Annotated in this window: 17 protein-coding genes; 13 read left to right on the forward strand and 4 right to left on the reverse strand. The window is 65.6% G+C overall.

Features of this window, described 5'->3' with window-relative positions:
• Positions 1-40: 40 nt before the first annotated feature.
• The 4 genes from U873_RS0124180 to U873_RS0124195 all read left to right on the forward strand — a co-directional run bounded on the left by U873_RS0124180 (position 41) and on the right by U873_RS0124195 (position 3,587).
• Entirely contained in the window at positions 41-811 is a 771-nt protein-coding gene (locus U873_RS0124180; protein ID WP_025130702.1) for an ABC transporter substrate-binding protein, read from the forward strand.
• Between the two features lie 90 nt (positions 812-901).
• On the forward strand, positions 902-1,558 hold the full coding sequence (locus U873_RS0124185; protein WP_025130703.1) for an amino acid ABC transporter permease: 657 nt from the start codon (positions 902-904) through the stop codon (positions 1,556-1,558).
• Positions 1,555-2,301: an amino acid ABC transporter ATP-binding protein gene (locus tag U873_RS0124190; protein WP_025130704.1), complete on the forward strand. Its 747-nt coding sequence runs from the start codon at positions 1,555-1,557 to the stop codon at positions 2,299-2,301. Before U873_RS0124185 ends, U873_RS0124190 begins: the two co-directional genes overlap by 4 nt.
• Positions 2,298-3,587, forward strand: a complete 1,290-nt coding sequence (locus U873_RS0124195) for an FAD-binding oxidoreductase (protein ID WP_025130705.1) — start codon at positions 2,298-2,300, stop codon at positions 3,585-3,587. Before U873_RS0124190 ends, U873_RS0124195 begins: the two co-directional genes overlap by 4 nt.
• Here the strand turns inward: U873_RS0124195 and U873_RS0124200 are convergent, their stop codons facing one another.
• Positions 3,588-4,262, reverse strand: a complete 675-nt coding sequence (locus tag U873_RS0124200; RefSeq protein ID WP_025130706.1) for a hypothetical protein — start codon at positions 4,260-4,262, stop codon at positions 3,588-3,590. It abuts the gene before it with no gap.
• Between the two features lie 225 nt (positions 4,263-4,487).
• On the opposite strand from U873_RS0124200, the gene U873_RS0124205 reads away from it, so the two are divergent.
• The 7 genes from U873_RS0124205 (at position 4,488) to U873_RS0124235 (ending at position 12,381) form a co-directional block, all read left to right on the forward strand.
• Positions 4,488-5,192: a glutathione S-transferase N-terminal domain-containing protein gene (locus U873_RS0124205; protein ID WP_025130707.1), complete on the forward strand. Its 705-nt coding sequence runs from the start codon at positions 4,488-4,490 to the stop codon at positions 5,190-5,192.
• Positions 5,193-5,409: 217 nt separating this feature from the next.
• Positions 5,410-6,312: a PhzF family phenazine biosynthesis protein gene (locus U873_RS0124210; protein ID WP_025130708.1), complete on the forward strand. Its 903-nt coding sequence runs from the start codon at positions 5,410-5,412 to the stop codon at positions 6,310-6,312.
• Positions 6,309-6,989 carry a hypothetical protein gene (locus tag U873_RS0124215; protein ID WP_025130709.1) on the forward strand — a complete coding sequence of 227 codons (681 nt, stop codon included), beginning with the start codon at positions 6,309-6,311 and terminating at the stop codon, positions 6,987-6,989. Before U873_RS0124210 ends, U873_RS0124215 begins: the two co-directional genes overlap by 4 nt.
• Positions 6,990-7,231: 242 nt before the next feature.
• The gene (gene hemB, locus U873_RS0124220) at positions 7,232-8,206 is read left to right on the forward strand and encodes a porphobilinogen synthase (protein WP_025130710.1); all 975 of its coding nucleotides are present in this window, start codon (positions 7,232-7,234) and stop codon (positions 8,204-8,206) included.
• Between the two features lie 110 nt (positions 8,207-8,316).
• Complete coding sequence (locus tag U873_RS0124225; RefSeq protein WP_015635079.1) at positions 8,317-8,838, forward strand: sigma-70 family RNA polymerase sigma factor; 522 nt, start codon at positions 8,317-8,319, stop codon at positions 8,836-8,838.
• A complete protein-coding gene (locus U873_RS0124230; protein ID WP_029978616.1) occupies positions 8,835-9,806 on the forward strand; it encodes a FecR family protein in 972 nt (323 codons plus the stop codon). The genes U873_RS0124225 and U873_RS0124230 overlap by 4 nt, the downstream gene beginning before the upstream one ends.
• A gap of 100 nt (positions 9,807-9,906) precedes the next feature.
• Positions 9,907-12,381, forward strand: coding sequence for a TonB-dependent siderophore receptor (locus U873_RS0124235; RefSeq protein ID WP_025130712.1), 2,475 nt, complete (start codon positions 9,907-9,909; stop codon positions 12,379-12,381).
• Between the two features lie 47 nt (positions 12,382-12,428).
• On the opposite strand, the gene U873_RS0124240 is transcribed toward U873_RS0124235, so the two are convergent.
• A complete protein-coding gene (locus tag U873_RS0124240; protein ID WP_025130713.1) occupies positions 12,429-13,364 on the reverse strand; it encodes a LysR substrate-binding domain-containing protein in 936 nt (311 codons plus the stop codon).
• Between the two features lie 191 nt (positions 13,365-13,555).
• Here U873_RS0124240 and U873_RS0124245 point away from each other — a divergent pair, with 191 nt between their 5' ends.
• Complete coding sequence (locus tag U873_RS0124245; RefSeq protein ID WP_025130714.1) at positions 13,556-14,401, forward strand: SDR family NAD(P)-dependent oxidoreductase; 846 nt, start codon at positions 13,556-13,558, stop codon at positions 14,399-14,401.
• Between the two features lie 9 nt (positions 14,402-14,410).
• On the opposite strand, the gene U873_RS0124250 is transcribed toward U873_RS0124245, so the two are convergent.
• Positions 14,411-15,931, reverse strand: coding sequence for an FAD-dependent oxidoreductase (locus U873_RS0124250; protein WP_025130715.1), 1,521 nt, complete (start codon positions 15,929-15,931; stop codon positions 14,411-14,413).
• Positions 15,932-15,995: 64 nt separating this feature from the next.
• Positions 15,996-16,610, reverse strand: a complete 615-nt coding sequence (locus tag U873_RS0124255; protein WP_025130716.1) for a LysE family translocator — start codon at positions 16,608-16,610, stop codon at positions 15,996-15,998.
• A gap of 376 nt (positions 16,611-16,986) precedes the next feature.
• On the opposite strand from U873_RS0124255, the gene U873_RS0124260 reads away from it, so the two are divergent.
• Positions 16,987-18,078, forward strand: coding sequence for a DUF1615 domain-containing protein (locus tag U873_RS0124260; RefSeq protein ID WP_025130717.1), 1,092 nt, complete (start codon positions 16,987-16,989; stop codon positions 18,076-18,078).
• The last annotated feature ends 25 nt before the right edge of the window (positions 18,079-18,103 follow it).

Consider the following 18,103-nt stretch of genomic DNA (forward strand, 5'->3'; position numbering starts at 1 on the left):
CGGACTTCAAACAATAAAACCGTCCAATGGGAGATTCACCATGCATACCCGCACTCGCGTCCTTGCACCCGCTGTATTTGCCCTCTGTTGCGCCCTTGGCCTGGGTCATTCGGTTTCGGCCCGGGCCGAGCCGCAGTACAAGGTCGGGGCCACCGCCACCGGCATTCCGTTCACCTTTCTTGACGTCAAGAGCCAGAGCATCGAAGGCATGATGATCGATGCCGCCCGGGCCGTGGGCAAGGCCGGCGGTTTCGGCGTGGAGATCCAGCAGACCACCTTTGCTGCGCTGATCCCGTCACTGACCTCGAACAAGATCGACATCATTTCTGCCGCCATGCTGCGCACCCCGGTGCGTGAGAAGGTGGTGCAGTATTCCGACCCGGTGTTCAGCTACGGCGAGGGGCTGATCGTCAAGGCCGACGACGCCACTGACTACAAGAGCATGCAGGACCTGGCCGGGCAAACTGTCGGCGCCCAGGTGGGCACGGTGTTCATCGACGAATTGAACAAGCGCGGGATCTTCAAGGAAGTGCGTGGCTACGACTCGATTCCCGACCTGATGCGCGACCTGGCCCTGGGGCGGATCAAGGCCGGTTTCGCCGACCGCCCGATCCTCGCCTATCAACTGGCCCAGGGCACTCAGAACAAGGTGCGCCTGGTCAAGGGCTACCAGCCGGTGGTCATGGGCGACGTCTGCCTGATCGTGCGCAAGGGCGATGCCCAGACCCTTGCCGAGGTCAATCGCGGGATCGCCGCGATCAAGGCCGACGGCACCCTGCAACGCATTGTCAAGCACTGGAAGCTCGACTGATCCGGCCCTTGGGCCTGCATCAACGTTGCGCAGTGGTCCGGCCGTGCGGCCGGGCCTGTTCTGTCCATTCCTGATTCCACGGGTCTTCCTATGTTTCTCCAGAACGCTCTGGACTTCCTGCCCATTCTATTGAAAGGGGCGGTGGTCACCCTGCAGGTCACGGTAGGGTCCTTCGTGCTCAGTTCGCTGATCGGCCTGCTGTTCGCCTTGATGATGGTCTCCAAGGTACGGACGATCTCCCTGTTCGCCATTGGCGTGGTCAACGTCATTCGCGGACTGCCGATCATCGTCCAGCTGTTCTACATCTACTTCGTGCTGCCGGATTTCGGCATCCAGCTGTCGGCCATGCAGGCCGGGGTGATCGGCCTTGGTATCGCCTACTCGGCGTACCAGGCGGAAAACTTCCGTGCCGGTATCCAGGCCATTCATCAGGGGCAGATCGAGGCCGCCGAATCCATCGGCATGCGCGGCGCCATGATCATGCGCCGGGTGGTCTTGCCCCAGGCCATGCGCATTGCCCTGCCGCCCTACGGCAACACCCTGGTGATGATGCTCAAGGACTCGTCTCTGGTGTCCACCATCACCGTGGCCGAGATGACCCGGGCCGGGCAGCTGATCGCCTCCTCGACCTTCGAGAACATGACCGTCTACACCCTGGTGGCCTTGCTCTACCTGGCCTTGAGCCTGCCGCTGTCCTTTGCCCTGCGCCGCCTGGAAGCGCGCATCAGCACCCGGAGAAAGCCATGATCCAGATCAAGGGCGTACATAAGAGCTTTGGCAGCGTGGCGGTGCTCGAAGGCATCGACCTGCAGGTGCAGAGCGGTGAAGTGGTGTGCCTGATCGGTCCCTCGGGGTCCGGCAAGTCGACCCTGCTGCGCTGCATCAACGGTTTGGAAAGCTATGAACGAGGCGACATCCTGGTCAGTGGCGCGCGGGTCGATCGCCATGCCAAGAGCATCCATGAATTGCGCACCCGGGTGGCCATGGTGTTCCAGCGCTTCAACCTGTTCCCCCATCGCACCGCTTTACAGAACGTCACCGAGGGGCCGATCTACGTCAAGAAGCAGGACCCCAAGCAGGCCCGGCTGCGCGCCGAGGCACTGCTGGAAAAAGTCGGCTTGGGCCATCGCATGCACGCTTATCCGGATGAACTGTCCGGCGGCCAGCAACAGCGGGTGGCGATTGCCCGGGCCCTGGCCATGGACCCGGAAGCGATCCTGTTCGACGAACCGACCTCGGCCCTGGACCCGGAACTGGTGGGGGAGGTGCTGGCAGTGATGCGCAAGCTGGCCGACGAGGGCATGACCATGATCGTGGTCACCCATGAAATGGGCTTTGCCCAGGATGTGGCGGATCAGGTGTGCTTCCTCCACAGCGGGCGCATCGTCGAGGCCGGCCCGGCCCGGACTGTGCTCAGCACCCCGAGCCATCCGCGCACTCAGGATTTCCTGCGACGCCTGCTCAACCAGGGTGCGGAGGTGCAGGCATGAACGCCCCCCGCACCTTGGCAATGCCGCCCTCGCTGTGGGCGGCCACGGCCATGCCGGCCGAGCACACCCCGGCGCTGGTCGAGGACCGGGAGGTCGATGTGGCGATTGTCGGTGCCGGCTACACCGGGCTGGTGAGCGCCCTGCGCCTGGCCCAGAGCGGTGCCAGGGTCTGCCTGCTGGATGCCGGCGAGCCCGGCTGGGGCGCCTCCGGGCGCAACGGCGGGCAGGTGATCCCCGGGCTCAAGTTCGACCCCGAGCAGTTGCTGGCCAAGTTCGGCCCGGTGCAGGGCGACGCGCTGATCGAGGCGGTAGGTTCGGCGGCCGATGAAGTGTTCGAGCTGATCAAGGAGCACGGCATTCGCTGCGACGCCACCCGCAAGGGCTGGATCCAGCCGGCGTTTTCCGGCGCCGCGATGCACACCCTGGAGCAGCGCGCCGAGCAGTGGCGCCAGCGCGGCGTGGCCGTGGAGTTGTTGGACAAAGCTGCGGTGAGCCAACGCATCGGCAGCCCACAGTACCTGGGCGGCTGGGTCGACCCGCGGGCCGGCAGCCTGCACCCCTTGAATTACGCCCGGGGCCTGGCCCGGGTGGCAATGGGGCTGGGGGTGAGCATTCACGGCCAGAGCCGGGTCCGGCAACTGCAGCGCGATGGCGGGCGATGGACCCTGGAGACCGAGCGCGGCGCCCGGGTGCGAGCCTCGAAGGTGCTGCTGGCGACCAATGGCTACACCGACGACCTGTGGCCGGGGCTGCGCCAGACGGTGATCGCCGCCAACAGTTTTATCATCGCCACCCGGCCGCTGCCTGCCGAGCTGCGCCAGAGCATTTTGCCGGGCGGCGAGGTGTGCTCCGATGCCCGGCGCCTATTGCTGTACTTCAAGCAGGATGCCCAGGGGCGCTTGCTGCTGGGTGGGCGCGGGCCGTTTTCCGAGCCGCGTCGGGATGCCGACTGGAACCACCTGGAGCGCTCGTTGCTGAACCTGTTTCCGCAGCTTGCAGGCATCCCTATCGAGTACCGCTGGAGTGGGCGCGTGGCCCTGACCCCGAGCTTTCTGCCGCAGTTGCACGAGCCTGCGCCCGGGCTGTCGATCCTGCTGGGCTACAACGGTCGTGGGATTGCCTTGTCGACCCTGCTGGGCAAGCACTTGGCGATGCGCCTGGTAGAGGCCGGGCAGGGCTTCCCGTTCCCGGTCACGCCGCTGCGGCCAATCCCGCTGCACGGCTTGCAACGTTTGTACCTGGGCGCCGGCATTGCCTGGTACCGCCTGCTCGATGCCCTGGGCTGATCAGCTCGGGCAACTCTGCTCGCCGTTGTCCAGGCCTTGCTTGTAGCTCTGGCTGTGGAGGCGGGCCTTGCCGTTGTGCCAGGTCAGGGTCAGCACATACAGCGAGTCGTAGTCGTTGGAGGCCCAGTCTTCGGTGATCGGGCGTTTTTCGCCAACGGCCTGTTCGGCGACCTTGTTGATCAACTCTGGCAAATAGCCGTGGGACCAGGCGGTGTAGATGATCGCGTTGTGATAACGGTCATGCAGCAATTCGTCGGCCAGGTCGCTGGTGTCGTTGGCGGCGAAGTCGATGTTCACCGGCAGGCCGAGCTTGATGGCGCTGGGGCTGATGGTCATCAACGGGCGGATGTAGCTGTAGGAGTTGTCCAGTTCGCCTTCCTCGACATTGCGTGTCGGGTCGGCGGCGAACACGTACTGGGCCTTGCCGAACTTCTCCGGCAGCAGTGAAGCCAGGTCGATGGCCCGGTTCAGGCCCTGGCAATTGAGCTGGCCGAGACCGCCGGCGGGTTTTTCGGCGTGGCGCAGGAACACCAGGGTCTGGGTGCCGTCCGCCGGTTGTGCACGACTGACGCTGGACTCCAAAGACAGGCACAGGGCGCTGGCCAGCAGCAGGGCCGGCAGCAGCAGGTAGGAGCGCTGCTTGAGGCGATGGGCAAGGCGATAGGGCAGGGGCATGGGCGTGTCATTCTTCGAGGCAATGAGTGGCGGCTGACAAACCGGCGTTCCCTGTCATTGAGCCTGTGGGCAGGCTGTGCTTTCTGAGTCCCTGAATGGCGTTTGGTTCGATTGACCGGCAGGTTAACCGCTGCATGTTGCCGATTTAAGAATCCCGGGCGGATAATCCCCAGCCGTTGCCTGCGTGTTGCGCAGTTCCCCTTTGCCTGTCACTGGAAGCCCGTCATGACCGACCTGTCCGCTTTTGCCGTTACCCAGAAATGGCCCGCGAATTACCCAGAGTGGATCCAGCTGTATTCGTTGCCGACCCCCAACGGGGTCAAGGTCTCGATCATGCTCGAAGAGATTGGCCTGCCTTACGAGGCGCACCGGGTGAGTTTCGAGACCCAGGACCAGATGACCCCGGAGTTTCTCTCGGTAAGCCCGAACAACAAGATTCCGGCGATCCTCGATCCCCATGGGCCGGGGGATCAGCCTCTGGCGTTGTTCGAGTCGGGGGCGATCCTGATCTACCTGGCGGACAAGAGCGGGCAGTTGCTGGCCCAGGAATCTGCCGCGCGCTATGAAACCATTCAGTGGCTGATGTTCCAGATGGGCGGCATCGGGCCGATGTTCGGGCAACTGGGGTTCTTCAACAAGTTTGCCGGCAAGGATTACGAGGACAAGCGCCCGCGTGATCGCTATGTGGCGGAGTCCAAGCGTCTGCTGGGGGTGCTGGACAAGCATCTGCAAGGGCGTGAGTGGATCATGGGCGAGCGTTACACCATCGCCGATATCGCCACCTTCCCGTGGATTCGCAACCTGATCGGGTTTTATGAGGCGGGGGAGTTGGTGGGGATTGACGGGTTTCCCGATGTGCAGCGGGTGCTGGCGAAGTTTTTGGCGCGGCCGGCGGTGGTGAGGGGGTTGGAGATTCCCAAGGCTGTTTGATCGAGGGCATGCCCGCTGCTGCGGTAGCCGTTTCTGGCGATTCTGCCTTGGCGGCGGCGGGCGCTACATGTTTTGTATTGGCGGTCAGGGCAGCTTATGGTTGCGCTCTTACCGCGAGTCACTTCGGGGGGCAAGTAAGTGAAGGCCTCTGCCCCCGCATCCGCCCCCCAGCCACAGTAAACTCCCCCTCCACCCGCCACCCTGCACAGGACCGCGCATGAGCTCCCTTGATTTCAAACAGGTCGACGTCTTCAGTTCCCAGCCTTTCAAGGGCAACCCCGTGGCCGTGGTGTTCGGCGCCGACGCGCTCGATGACCCGCAGATGGCAACCTTCGCCAACTGGACCAACCTCAGCGAAACCACCTTCATTCTCAACCCCCGGGACCCCCGTGCCGACTACCGCCTGCGGATCTTCACCACCCTCCAGGAGCTGCCCTTCGCCGGCCACCCGACCCTGGGCAGTTGCCATGCCTGGCTGGAATCCGGCGGGGTGCCCCGGGGCGAGGAGATCATCCAGGAATGCGAAGTGGGCCTGGTGCGGATCCGCCGCCAGGGGGATCAACTGGCGTTTCTGGCGCCGCCACTGCTGCGCGCCGGCCCGGTAGACGCCGAGTTGCTGGAGCAGGTACGCCTGGGCCTGGGGCTGGCCCAGGGGGCCATAGTCGCTGCCCAGTGGGTCGACAACGGCGCCGGCTGGCTGGCGGTGATGCTCGGTGAGCGCCAGCAGGTACTCGACCTGCAACCCGACTACCCACAACTCACCGGCCTGGCGGTGGGGGTGATCGCTCCCTGTGACCCGCAGCGTGACGCCACCGACGCCCAGTTCGAAGTGCGGGCCTTTATTGCCGGTGATGGCATGCCCGAAGACCCCGCCACCGGCAGCCTGAATGCCGGCATCGCCCAATGGTTGCTGGGCGCCGGCCTGGCCCCGGACCGCTACAGCGTCAGCCAGGGCCTGAGCATGGGGCGTGCGGGGCGTATCGAAGTGGCGCGGATTGGCGACGAAGTCTGGATCGGCGGCACGGCGCTGACGTGCATCGAAGGACGCTTGGGACATCTCCCGGCTAAGGCTCAAGGAGGCAGCCACCCATCCTCGCCCACTGTGCCGGGCCAGCCATGATCCTGCTGGGCCTTGGTGCCGGCGAAGACGCCGGCCAGCGCAAGCAGGCACCACGCCTGGTCGGTGGGGCTGGGGTGGTGTCCCGCAAGGGGCTGCTGGCCTTGGTCCGGTCACTCTGGCCCGTAGGCAAACAGGCGCCGCAAGTGCTGTCGCCTGGGCGCGAAAGAGTGAAGCCCGGCATGCTGCTGACAGGCCTGCTGGGCTGCTTGGTCTTCGTTCCACTGCTCTGTTTTGCAGACACCGCGCCTGTCAAGCAACAGCCCCATGCCGCGGCCTTGCCTGGAAAGCAACCGGGCAGCGAATCCGCAGCCTCTGCGAACCCGGCGCACACCCCCGGCGCGAAGGCGATTGCCATACAGGCCACGTGCAACCTGCCGCGCACGCCGTCGCCGGGCAAAGTCGTTGAAATATATTGGACCCAGGGCCCGGACGATGAGCCTGTCGTGGGGGGCGAGGCAGACCATTACGTCGACCTCAACCTGATCGTTCGAACCCTGGGCTACCCGTCTGGCGAATGCATCGAGGCGACCATTCAAGCTGCAAACGACGCCGATGAAATTGTCGACACGATCAAGCAAATCGTGCTCAGGGGCCCGGTCGACGACCAAGGCATGGCCTACTTCAAAACACCCCTGAAGAACTACACCCTCAACCTCCAGGGCAGCGAACCGGAATAGAAGGGGGCAGGGGCCGCTTGCCGCTTGCCGCTGTTCCTCTGCTCCTGTTGCGTCAGATGGTCGCAGGTGCGCCTCGCCGAACGCCTGGAACCACGCAAATACGGGGCTTTGTGGCGATTGTTACGGCTTTGGCAAGGCTCTCTTGAGGCGCACGGGTTTGTACCGCGGCGGCCGGGGGCATAAGCTTTGGGCCTTTTTTCGACATAGCTCGTGTTCGCCCGCGCTCAGCCTTAGGAAAAATCATGTCCAGCCAGTTCCCAGAAGCCCGTCCTCGTCGCCTGCGTCGCTCCGAACAATTGCGCAGCCTGTTCCAGGAAACCGAGTTCACCCTCAACGACCTGGTGCTGCCGATTTTCGTCGAGGAAGAGATCGACGACTTCGTGCCGATCAAGAGCATGCCCGGGGTGATGCGCATTCCCGAGTCGAAGCTGGCCGGGGAGATCGAGCGCTACGCCCGCGCCGGAATCAAGTCGGTGATGACCTTCGGTGTGTCCCACCACCTGGACTGCGACGGTAGCGATACCTGGAAGGAAAACGGCCTGGTCTCGCGGATGTCGCGCATTGCCAAGGACGCTGTGCCGGAAATGATCGTGATGTCCGACACCTGCTTCTGCGAGTACACCGACCACGGCCATTGCGGGGTGATGCACGGCCATGAGGTGGACAACGATCAGACCCTGGCCAACCTCGGCAAGCAGGCGGTCGCCGCGGCTCGCGCTGGCGCCGATGTGATCGCGCCGTCGGCGGCCATGGACGGCCAGGTCCAGGCCATCCGCCGCGCGCTGGACGCCGCCGGGTTCACCCAGACGCCGATCATGGCCTATTCCACCAAGTTCGCCTCGGCGCTCTACGGTCCGTTCCGTGAAGCCGGCGGCAGTGCGCTCAAGGGCGACCGCAAGAGCTACCAGATGAACCCGATGAACCGCCGCGAAGCGGTGCGCGAGTCTCTGCTGGACGAGCAGGAAGGCGCCGACTCGCTGATGGTCAAGCCTGCCGGGGCCTACCTGGACATCATCCGCGACATCCGCGAGGCTTCGCGCCTGCCGGTGGCGGCGTACCAGGTCAGCGGCGAGTACGCGATGATCAAGTTCGGCGCCCAGGCCGGGGCCATCGACGAGCAGCGGGTGGTGCGCGAGAGCCTGGGGTCGATCAAGCGTGCCGGCGCCGACCTGATCTTCACCTACTTCGCCATGGACCTGGCCCTGGCCGGGATCTGATTAGGCCCCGCAGTACCGCCACGAACGTCGTCCGGCGTTCGTGGCTATTGCCAAGACTTCCGCCTCTACATGACAATGCGATTCATTATCAAATATGAATCCTTACTGTCATGCCCGCCGACGACTTATCCCTGCGCTGTGCCGTCACCGACCTCTACACCCATCACCATGGCTGGTTGCAGGGCTGGTTGCGCCAGCGCCTGGGCAATGCCTTCGATGCCGCTGACCTGGCCCAGGACACCTTCGTGCGGGTGCTCAAGGCGCGCAACGCAGTGGAGATCCGTGAGCCGCGGCCCTACCTGTCGCGCATTGCCCGGGGCCTGCTGATCGATCTGTTTCGCCGCCGTTCTCTGGAACAGGCCTACCTCGAAGCCCTGGCCCTGGTGCCCGAGGGCGAGCACCCGTCGCCGGAGGAGCAGAGCGTGCTGTTCCAGGCGCTGATGGAAATCGACCGGTTGCTGGATGGCCTGGGGCCCAAGGTGAAACAGGCTTTCCTGCTGTCCCAGTGCGACGGCCTGACCTACGAGCAGATCGCCGAACGCCTGCAGATTTCCGTGCGCAGCGTGAGCAACTACATGGCCAAGGCCATGGAGCATTGCTGCCTGATGCAGATGCGGATGCAGCTGTCATGAGTTTCGCCGGCCTGCAACTGAGCGTCGGCGAGCGCCAGGCCATCAGCGGCGCGGCCCGTTGGTACGCGCAATTGCGCTCCGGCAGCGCCAGCGAGCAGGAGCAGGCAGCCTGGCGCGAATGGCTGGCCGCCGACCCTTTGCACCGCCAGGCGTGGGAGCGCATGCAGCAACTGGGCGAGCAGATGTCGGCGCTGCCCGGCGGCCTGGCCGGTTCCACCTTGCGCGGGGCAGGGCGCTCGCGCCGCGAGCTGATGCGCAACCTGGTGGTGCTGGCCTCGGCCGGTTCCCTGGGCTGGCTGGGCTGGCGCAGCGACAGCGCCCAGCAACTGCTGGCAGACTACCGGACCCGGATCGGCGAGCGCCGGCAAGTGCGCCTGGCGGACGGCACTTCGCTACTGCTCAATACCAACACCTCGATCAACGTGCAGTTCGACAGCCAGCAACGCAAGGTGCAGCTGTTGTGGGGCGAGATGCTGGTCAGCACCGCTGCCGATTCCTTGCAGCGACCGTTCCGGGTTTTCACCCGGGACGCCGAGGTGCTGGCCCTGGGCACTCGCTTCGTGCTGCGCAGCGATGAGCGTGAGGAGCAGGTGGCGGTGCTGGAGCACGCGGTGCAGGTCAGCCTGGGCGCAGGCCTTGCGCCGCGTCGGGTCGAGGCCGGCCAGCAACTGGCGTTCAGCGCCGGGGGCTTTGCCGCGCTGCGGCCCAACGATGCCGCTGTGGGTGCCTGGCGCCAGGGCAGCATCATCGCCATCGACCGGCCCCTGGGGGAATTGCTGGCCGACCTGTCGCGCTACCGCCACGGGGTTGTACAGTGCGATCCGCAGATTGCCGGGCTGAAGATTTCCGGGGCCTTCCCCATCGATGACACCGACCGCGCCCTGGCGGCGCTGGAAAGCGGTTTCTCCCTGCAGATCAAGCGCTACACCCGCTACTGGGTACGGGTTTCCGATAGCCGCGTGAGTTGAATCCGCGGGGCGAAAAAAATCAATGGTCTTTGCATGTTTGCCCCTCCTGGTCCGGCTTATCCCCCAGTGGATTCATTTTCGTTAGCGGGGAAGGCAAAGCATGTCTGATGTTCACAAGTCGAAGTTGGCCCAGGCGATCAAGGTCGGGCTTTGGGGCGCACTGGCGGTCTACGGTGCGGCACTGCTGCCGTTGACCGCAGTGGCGGCCAGCGAACAGACCGCGGTGCGCCGCTTCGATATTGCCGCCGGTGACCTGACCGAGGTGCTCAGCCGTTACGCCAGCGCTGCCGGCGCGGCAATTTCCTTCGATGCCCGGCAGACCGCCGGCCTGCGTTCGGCGGGGCTCAAGGGTGAATACGGGGTACAGGAAGGCTTTGCGCGGATTCTCGCCGGCAGCGGCTGGCAGGCCGAGCCGCAGAGCAACGGCAGCTTCGTGCTGCGCCCCGTGCCCCAGGGCAGCGGCGCTTTGGAGCTGGGCACCACCCAGGTGCAGGGCCAGGAGCTGGGGGCCACCACCGAGTATTCTGGTTCCTACACCACCGGCGCTGTCACCATCGGCAAGGGCCAGCACTCGCTCAAGGAAACCCCGCAGTCGGTGACCGTGATCACCCGCAAGATGCTCGATGATCAGAACCTCAACACCATTGACCAGGTGATGGAGAAAACCCCGGGTATCACCCTTTACGACTCGCCCATGGGCGGCAAGTATTTCTACTCCCGGGGCTTTCGCATGACCGGCCAGTACCAGTACGACGGCGTGCCCCTGGACATGGGTAGCAGCTACGTACAGGCCGACAGCTTCAGCAGCGACATGGCCTTCTATGACCGGGTGGAGATCCTGCGTGGCGCCGCCGGCATGCTCAAGGGCGCGGGCGGTACCGCAGGCTCGGTGAACTTCGTGCGCAAGCGCGGCCAGGCCACGCCGCACACCGAGCTGTCGATGTCCGCCGGCAGCTGGGACAACTACCGGGCCCAGGTGGACACCGGCGGGCCGTTGAACGATGCCGGTACCGTCCGCGGCCGGGCGGTGGTGACCCAGCAGACCCGGCAGTACTTCTACGACCTGGGCGAGCGCAAGGACCAGGTCTACTACGGCGCCCTGGATTTCGACCTCAGCGACGCCACCACCCTGGGCCTGGGCATGGCCTATGAAGACGTCGACTCGCGCCCGTGCTGGGGCGGCCTGCCGCGCTACAGCGACGGCAGCGATCTCAAGCTGGGCCGTTCCACCTGCCTGAACACCGCCTGGAACAACTCGCGCAGCAAGCGCGCGACCTATTTCGCCGACCTGCGCCAGCAACTCAACGACGACTGGGCGCTGAAGGTGGCCGGGGTCTACACCCGCAATACCCAGGACATCGAGTACGCCTTCCCCAGCGGTTCGGTGCCGGTGGGGGCCAGCCGTTCCAGCACCCTGATGCTGGGCAGCATCTACGACTACGACCAGGTGGACTACGGCTTCGATGCCTATGTCGACGGGCACTTCCAGGCCTTTGGCCGGGAGCACGAGCTGACCTTCGGCGCCAACGCCAGCCGCTCGATCAAGGACGACTTCTACGCCGTGGCCGGCTTGCCCCAGCGGCAGAACGTGCTGGACCCCGATCACCACCTGCCCAAGCCGGACGCGGGCCTCTACGAAACCAACGCCACCCGCGGCGGCCCGTCGGACACGCGAATCCAGCAACAGGGCCTGTACTCGACCTTGCGCCTGAAACTTGCCGATCCGCTGACCCTGGTGATGGGCGGCCGGGTCAGTTGGTACAAGTCGCAAAGCGATTCGGTTTCCTACTGGTTCAACACTCGCACCCCGCAACGCACCTCGGCCAAGGAAACCGGCGAGGTCACGCCCTTTGCCGGCCTGCTGTATGACCTCAACGACAACCTGACGGCCTACGTCAGCTATTCCAGCATCTTCACCCCCCAGGGCAGCTATCAGACCTTGAGTGGTGCGCCGCTCAAGCCGCTGGTGGGCAAGAGCTACGAAGCTGGGATCAAGGGCGAATGGTTAGACGGGCGCCTGAACACCGCCTTCAGCCTGTTCCGCACGATTCAGCAGGACCAGGCCCAGGACGACCCGGCCTGCCCCGACAGCAGTTGCTCGATGAGCTCGGGCAAGGTTCGCGCCCAGGGGTTTGAAGCCGAGGTCAGTGGCGAGCCGGTCGAGCGCCTGCAACTGCTGGCCGGCTACACCTATACCCAGACCAAGACCCTGGAAGACGCCGACAGTGCCACCGACGGCCAGCCGTTCAACTCCTACGTGCCGCGCCATCTGTTGCGGGTGTGGAGCGACTACGCCCTGGACGGCGCGCTGGAGCGCTTCACCCTGGGGGCCGGGGTCAATGCACAGAGCGACAACTACCGGGTCTCGCCCTCCAGCGGCAAACACATTTCCCAGGCCGGTTATGCGATCTGGAACGGCCGCATCGGCTATCGCATCGACGACACCTGGTCCCTGGCGCTGAACGGCAACAACCTGTTCGACAAGCGCTACTACACCACCATCGGCACCGAGAACTTCGGCAACTTCTATGGTGAACCGCGCAACTTCACGCTGTCGGTCAAGGCCAGCTTCTAAATCGGGCTGCAGGCACGCTGCGAGCCAGGGCCGGGCTGCTACGGCGCTCAGCCCTGGAGGGGCTGGCCTGCTTGGCCTGCTGGCACCGCTGCTGGTGCCAGCAGGCCAAGCAGGTGCTGCAACTGCGGTGAGTGGTTGTCCTGGCGCCAGTTCAGGTACAGGCCCAGGCTGCTGTCGGTGGTGCCGGCCATGGGCCGCAGCGGACGAAACGCCACCTTGTCCTGCCGCACCGAGCGGGCCATGGATTCAGGCACCAGGGCTACGCCGAAGCCGCAGGCCACCAGGCTGACCAGGGTGTGGATCTGCGCCGCTTGCTGGACCACCCGCGGGATGAAACCGGCATCGGCACACAGGGCCAGCAACTGGTCGTGATAACCGCTGCCCAGGTCCCTGGGGGTAAAGACGAAGTCCTGGGTGGCAAAATCCTTCAGGTCCACCGCACCTGCCTGGGCCCCGGGATGTTCGACGGGCAGGGCCAGGACGATCGGCTCGGCGAGGATGCGCCGGGAAACGATGGTCGGTTCCGGCAGTGGCAGGTGGCGCATCAAGGCGACATCCACTTCACCGCTGAGCAGGGCCTGGGCCTGGCTGGCAGACGGCAGTTCCCGCAGCTGCAGGCGGACCTTGGGCCGCTCTTCACGAAACCGCCGCAGGGCGTCCAGCAGCGTCGGGTAGCAGGCGATGGAAATCGAGCTGACCGTCAGCGTGCCGGCCATGCCCAGGCTGACGTTGCGCGCCTGCTCGATGCCTTGCGCCAGGTGCTCCAGGGTGCCTCGGGCGGTCGCCAGGAAGGCCGTGCCGGCCGCAGTCAGCGCGACCCCGCGGCGGTTGCGGTCGAACAGGCCGAAACCGAGCCTTGCCTCCAGCCGGCTGATGGCCTGGCTCAACGGCGGCTGGGCCATGTGCAGCCGCGCAGCGGCCCGGTGAAAGTGCAGCTCTTCAGCGACGACGATGAACTGGCGCAGCAGGCGCGTCTCGACCATGGCGGGGGTCCTTGTCAGTTAGGGCCGAGGCTGGCGGGGTGGCGTGCTCGGGAGCAATGGACTCTAAACCTTTGGGTGCAAGGTTTCACCGGTGTGTGACTGATATTAAAAAGCGCTCACAGCGGCCTCTATTTAGTATTAAGCCAATGACTTTCCTGTTGTTACTCTCTTGTGCAAACGGAGGGTCCAGCATGAATTTCAACGGTAGAACCGCCATCATCACTGGCGCCGCACGGGGCCTGGGCCTGAGTTACGCCAGGGCCCTGGCCGCATGTGGCGCCCAGGTCGTGATCAGTGACCTGGGCACCGACCACCAGGGAGGCGGTGCCGATCCCGGGGTGGTCGAGGCGGCTGTCCGCACCTTGCGCGCCGAGGGTGCCCGGGTGGTCGGCCATAGCGCTAGCCTGGCCGAGGAGGCCGGCTGCCAGGCCCTGGTGGCGCTGGCGCTGGAGTCATTTGGCGGCGTCGACATGCTGATTCACAACGCCGGCTGGGTCGGCTACCAGTCGCTTGAGCAGAGCGATGCCGGGTTTATCCAGAGCATGCTCGACATCAACCTCTACGCGCCGGTGTGGCTGTGCAAGCAGGCCTGGCCGCACCTCAAGCGCTCGCCGGCGCCCCGGGTGCTGCTGACCACCTCGGACCGGGCCCTGTACCTGTGCCATGCCCAACCGGGGTTGCTGGCCTATGCCGCGGGCAAGATGGCCCAGGTCGGCCTGATGAATGCCCTGGGCAAGGAGGGCGCTGAGCACGGGATTCTGGTGAACGCGGTGTCGCCGGTGGCCAAGACCCGCATGTGGGGCGTGACCGAGGCGCCCCAGGAACTCAAGCCGGAATGGGTCACCCCGGGGGTGCTGTTTCTGCTCAGCGAGCTCTGCCATGACAGCGGCTACATCCTGCGAGCCAGCAACGGCCAGTTCAGCGCCACGCGCTTCGAGGAAAACCCCGGCGTCGACTATCCCCGGGACCTGGCGCGGATCAAGGCGGCGACCGTGGCCGAGTTCGCCGAGCGTTGGCCAAGCATCAAGGAGCATTGAAAGGGCTGATCAGGGCCGCAGGTCGCGCTCCTGGAAATAGCGCTCCAGCACCCCAGGGTCGGCCGAACGCTCGGCCAGGGCCACGTAGGTGTCCGGGCGCAGCAGGTAGAAGGCATTGCGCACCAGCCCGGCCTCACCATGGGCCGGGCGCCAGTCGAACACCTGCAATGCCACCCGCTGTTCACTGCACCAGGTGCGCAGGGCGTCGCTGGTGACCCCATACACGTGCACTTGCCAACCGAGGTGGGCGAGGCTGTCGAAGTTGTCGTGCTCGCCGTCTCGCACCCAGGGCAGGCGGTCGCCACCGTGCACGTGCCCGGCGCTGCCGCCGCTCAGGGGCATGCCCCGGTAGTTGAGGGTGATCTGCGACACGGTGCGAAAGAGAAATTCCCGGGCGCTGTCGAAGGCGGCGATCTTCGGCAGCAGCAGGGGTGCCAGGCGCGTGCGCAACAGGTAGGCCACCGGGCCTTCGGCGGTGGCGAAGCTGAACACCCGGTCAGTGGTGGACACCAGGCGTCGGGCGAACTCCATGCGTTCACTGGCGTAGCTGTCCAGCAGGCTGTCCTCGGCCTTGCGCGCGAGAACGGCGGCGAGCTTCCAGGCCAGGTTGATGGCGTCGCCGATCCCGGTGTTCATGCCTTGGCCGCCGGCGGGGCTGTGCACATGGGCGGCATCGCCGAGCAGAAACACCCGACCCTGGCGAAAATGCTCGGCCACCCGGTGGTGCACCCGGTAGCTGGAGAACCAGTTGACCTGGCTGACCTCGACCTTGAGCTGGCGCATGGCACGCTGGCTGACGTCTTCGAAGCGCAGGTTTTCCGGGTGCTCGGCCCGCTCGTCGCGCACCGTGCCGATCAGCCGTGCGCGGCCTCTGTCGGCCAGGGGGAAGACCGCGAGAAAATCCGCTTCGTCCAGGTCCACATGCAACTGGCCATCGAGGGGCGGGCCGCTGGCCTCGACGTCCGCGACGTAGAACACCTGCTGGTAGGTGCCGCCGGGGAAGCCGGTGCCCAGGGTCTTGCGCACCGTGGAGCGGGCGCCGTCGCAGCCGGCCAGGTAGAACGCCTGGCACAGTTCCTCGCGCCCATCGGCGCCGCGCAGCCGGGCGCTGGTCAGGTTGCCGTGGTCGGTGAAGGCCAGCAGTTCGGTGTTGCGCTCCACCCGGGTGCCGAGCTGCTCCAGGCGCTCGATCAGCAGTTGCTCGTGTTCATCCTGGGGAAAGATCTGCAGGAAAGGGTAGGGCGTCAGGCCTTCGCCGATGGCATTGAACGGCAGGTGCGCGGTGCGCTCGCCCTTGACCCAGAGGTTGACCGCCGGCACATGGTGGCCGCGCTGGACGATGGCCTCGGTCAGGTCCAGCTGGCGGTACAGCTCCAGGGTCCGGGCCTGTACCGCCAGGGCCCGGGAGGTGGTGCCGGGGCCGGTGGTCTTGTCGATGATCCGCACCTTGACCCCTTGCTGGCGCAGCCACAGCGCCAGTACCAGGCCGGTGGGCCCGGCACCGATGATCAGTACGTCGCTGCAGTTCATGTCCTTGCCCTCGATTGCAGATCAATCTCATGCCTCTGGCTGCGGGCCAGGCTGGCGCGGGGGTTCAGCGCTGGGCGAAGGCCAGGTTCAGGCCGAGCCCGGCGAAGCTGGCGGCAAAGCTGCGGCGCAGCCAGTTCTGCACCCGGGGCGATTCGATCACCGCACGGCGGAACAGGTTGGCCAGCAGTCCGTAGAGCACGAACACGCAGAAGGTCATGGCCATGAACACGGCGCTGAGCAGGAGCATCTGCGGGACCGGGTCACTGCCGTCATGGGCGATGAACTGGGGCAGGAAGGCGAGGAAGAAGATCGTCAGCTTGGGGTTGAGGATATTCAGCAGGCAGGCCTTGGTCATCAGCGCGCCGGCGCTGCGGCTGACCGCGTTGCTGTCCACGGCGAAGGCCGAGCGATCGCGCCAGGTGGCGTAGGCCAGGTACAGCAGGTAGGCGACCCCGGCAAACTTCAGGCCCTGGAACGCCAGGGCGCTGGTGTGCAGGATCGCCGACAGGCCGAGGATCGACGCCAGCAGGTGCGGCACTATCCCCGCGGTGCAGCCGATGGCGGTGAACAGGCTGGCGCGCTGCCCGGCCACCAGGGCGGCGGAAATGGTCAGGATTACGCCGCTGCCGGGAATCAGCACGACGATCAGGCTGGTGATCAAGAAGTCCAGGGTCAGCATTGCAAGGCGCTCCAGTCCGAGAGGGCGACCAGTGTAGGCCGGGGAAACCCTCACAGCATAGAAGAGCCGAGGTGCCTGTGTCGGCTTTGCTGCATCGCGGGTTCAGGCCCGGGCGTCCCGCGGGAAGAGCAGGCAGGGGGGGCATCCCGCGGGCTGCGGGGCGCTGCGATCATGGCGGGGCCCGTTGCTGGAAATCGCTGCGGCTGAACATGGCGGCTATTCTCGGGTCGGATGACCAGCGGCTGAATGCCGTTCGCACGCTGTCTTGCGGCGAGCGGCCGCCGATTGTCTCTGCACCCCAATGGGGTGTCGTCACTGCCACGCCGTTGCGAGGCGTGAACCAGGACAGGTTTGAACCTTGGCCATTGGGAGCCCTATGTATTTGTGTCGACTGTTGATGATGACCGCGCTGGTGCTCCTGGCCGGTTGTGCCGGCCAGCGCGTCAGCCAGGCTCCGCCGGTGCCGGCGGCCGAGGTCCAGGCCCGAGTCCTGCGCCTGTTGCCGCCCACGGTGGCCGATCGCCCGGGCTGGGCTCGGGATATCCAGGTGGCCTTCAGTGCCCAGGGCCTGGAGCCAACCCCAGGCAACCTGTGCGCGGTGCTGGCGGTGACCGAGCAAGAGTCGACCTTCCAGGTCGACCCGGTGGTGCCGGGGCTGGGGCGCATTGCCCGGGAAGAGATCGACCGCCGCGCCGCCAAGGTGCATGTGCCGGCGCTGTTGGTGAGCGCGGCGCTGCAGGTGCATGCCAGTGATGGCCAGTCCTACAGCCAGCGCCTGGCCAAGGCCCGCACCGAGAAGGAGTTGAGCGCGATCTTCGATGACTTCATCGGCCAGGTGCCCATGGGCAAGACCCTGTTCGGTGGGTTCAACCCGGTGCACACCGGCGGGCCGATGCAAGTCAGCATCGCGTTCGCCGAGCAGCATGCCGAGGGTTATCCGTACCCGCTGCAGGGGTCGATCCGTCATGAGGTCTTCAGCCGCCGCGGCGGCATGTATTTCGGCATCGCCCATCTGTTGGGGTACCCGGTGAACTACCCGCAACCGCTGTATCGCTTCGCCGACTTCAACGCCGGCTGGTACGCCAGCCGCAACGCCGCGTTCCAGAGTGCCGTGAGCCGGGTCAGCGGGATTCGCCTGGCGCTGGATGGCGACCTGATCCGCTACGACTCGATCATGCCCGGCAGCACCGAGTTGGCGGTGCGCACCCTGGGCCGGCAACTGGGCCTGCGCAACCCGAGTATTCGCCAGCAGCTGGAGAAGGGCGACAGCCCGGAGTTCGAGGATACGCCACTGTATCGCCAGGTGTTTGCCCTGGCCGACCAGGCCGCAGGCAAGACTGTGCCGCGTCAACAATTGCCCGGCATCGAACTCAAGAGCCCGAAGATCACCCGCCAACTGACCACGGCCTGGTTTGCCAAAAGGGTGGATGAGCGTTACCAGCGCTGCATGGCAAAAAACCAGAAGTGAATCCTGCTGCAGCGCGCAATGAAAA

It is taken from the genome of Pseudomonas sp. PH1b (assembly GCF_000633395.1).
GTDB lineage: Bacteria > Pseudomonadota > Gammaproteobacteria > Pseudomonadales > Pseudomonadaceae > Aquipseudomonas.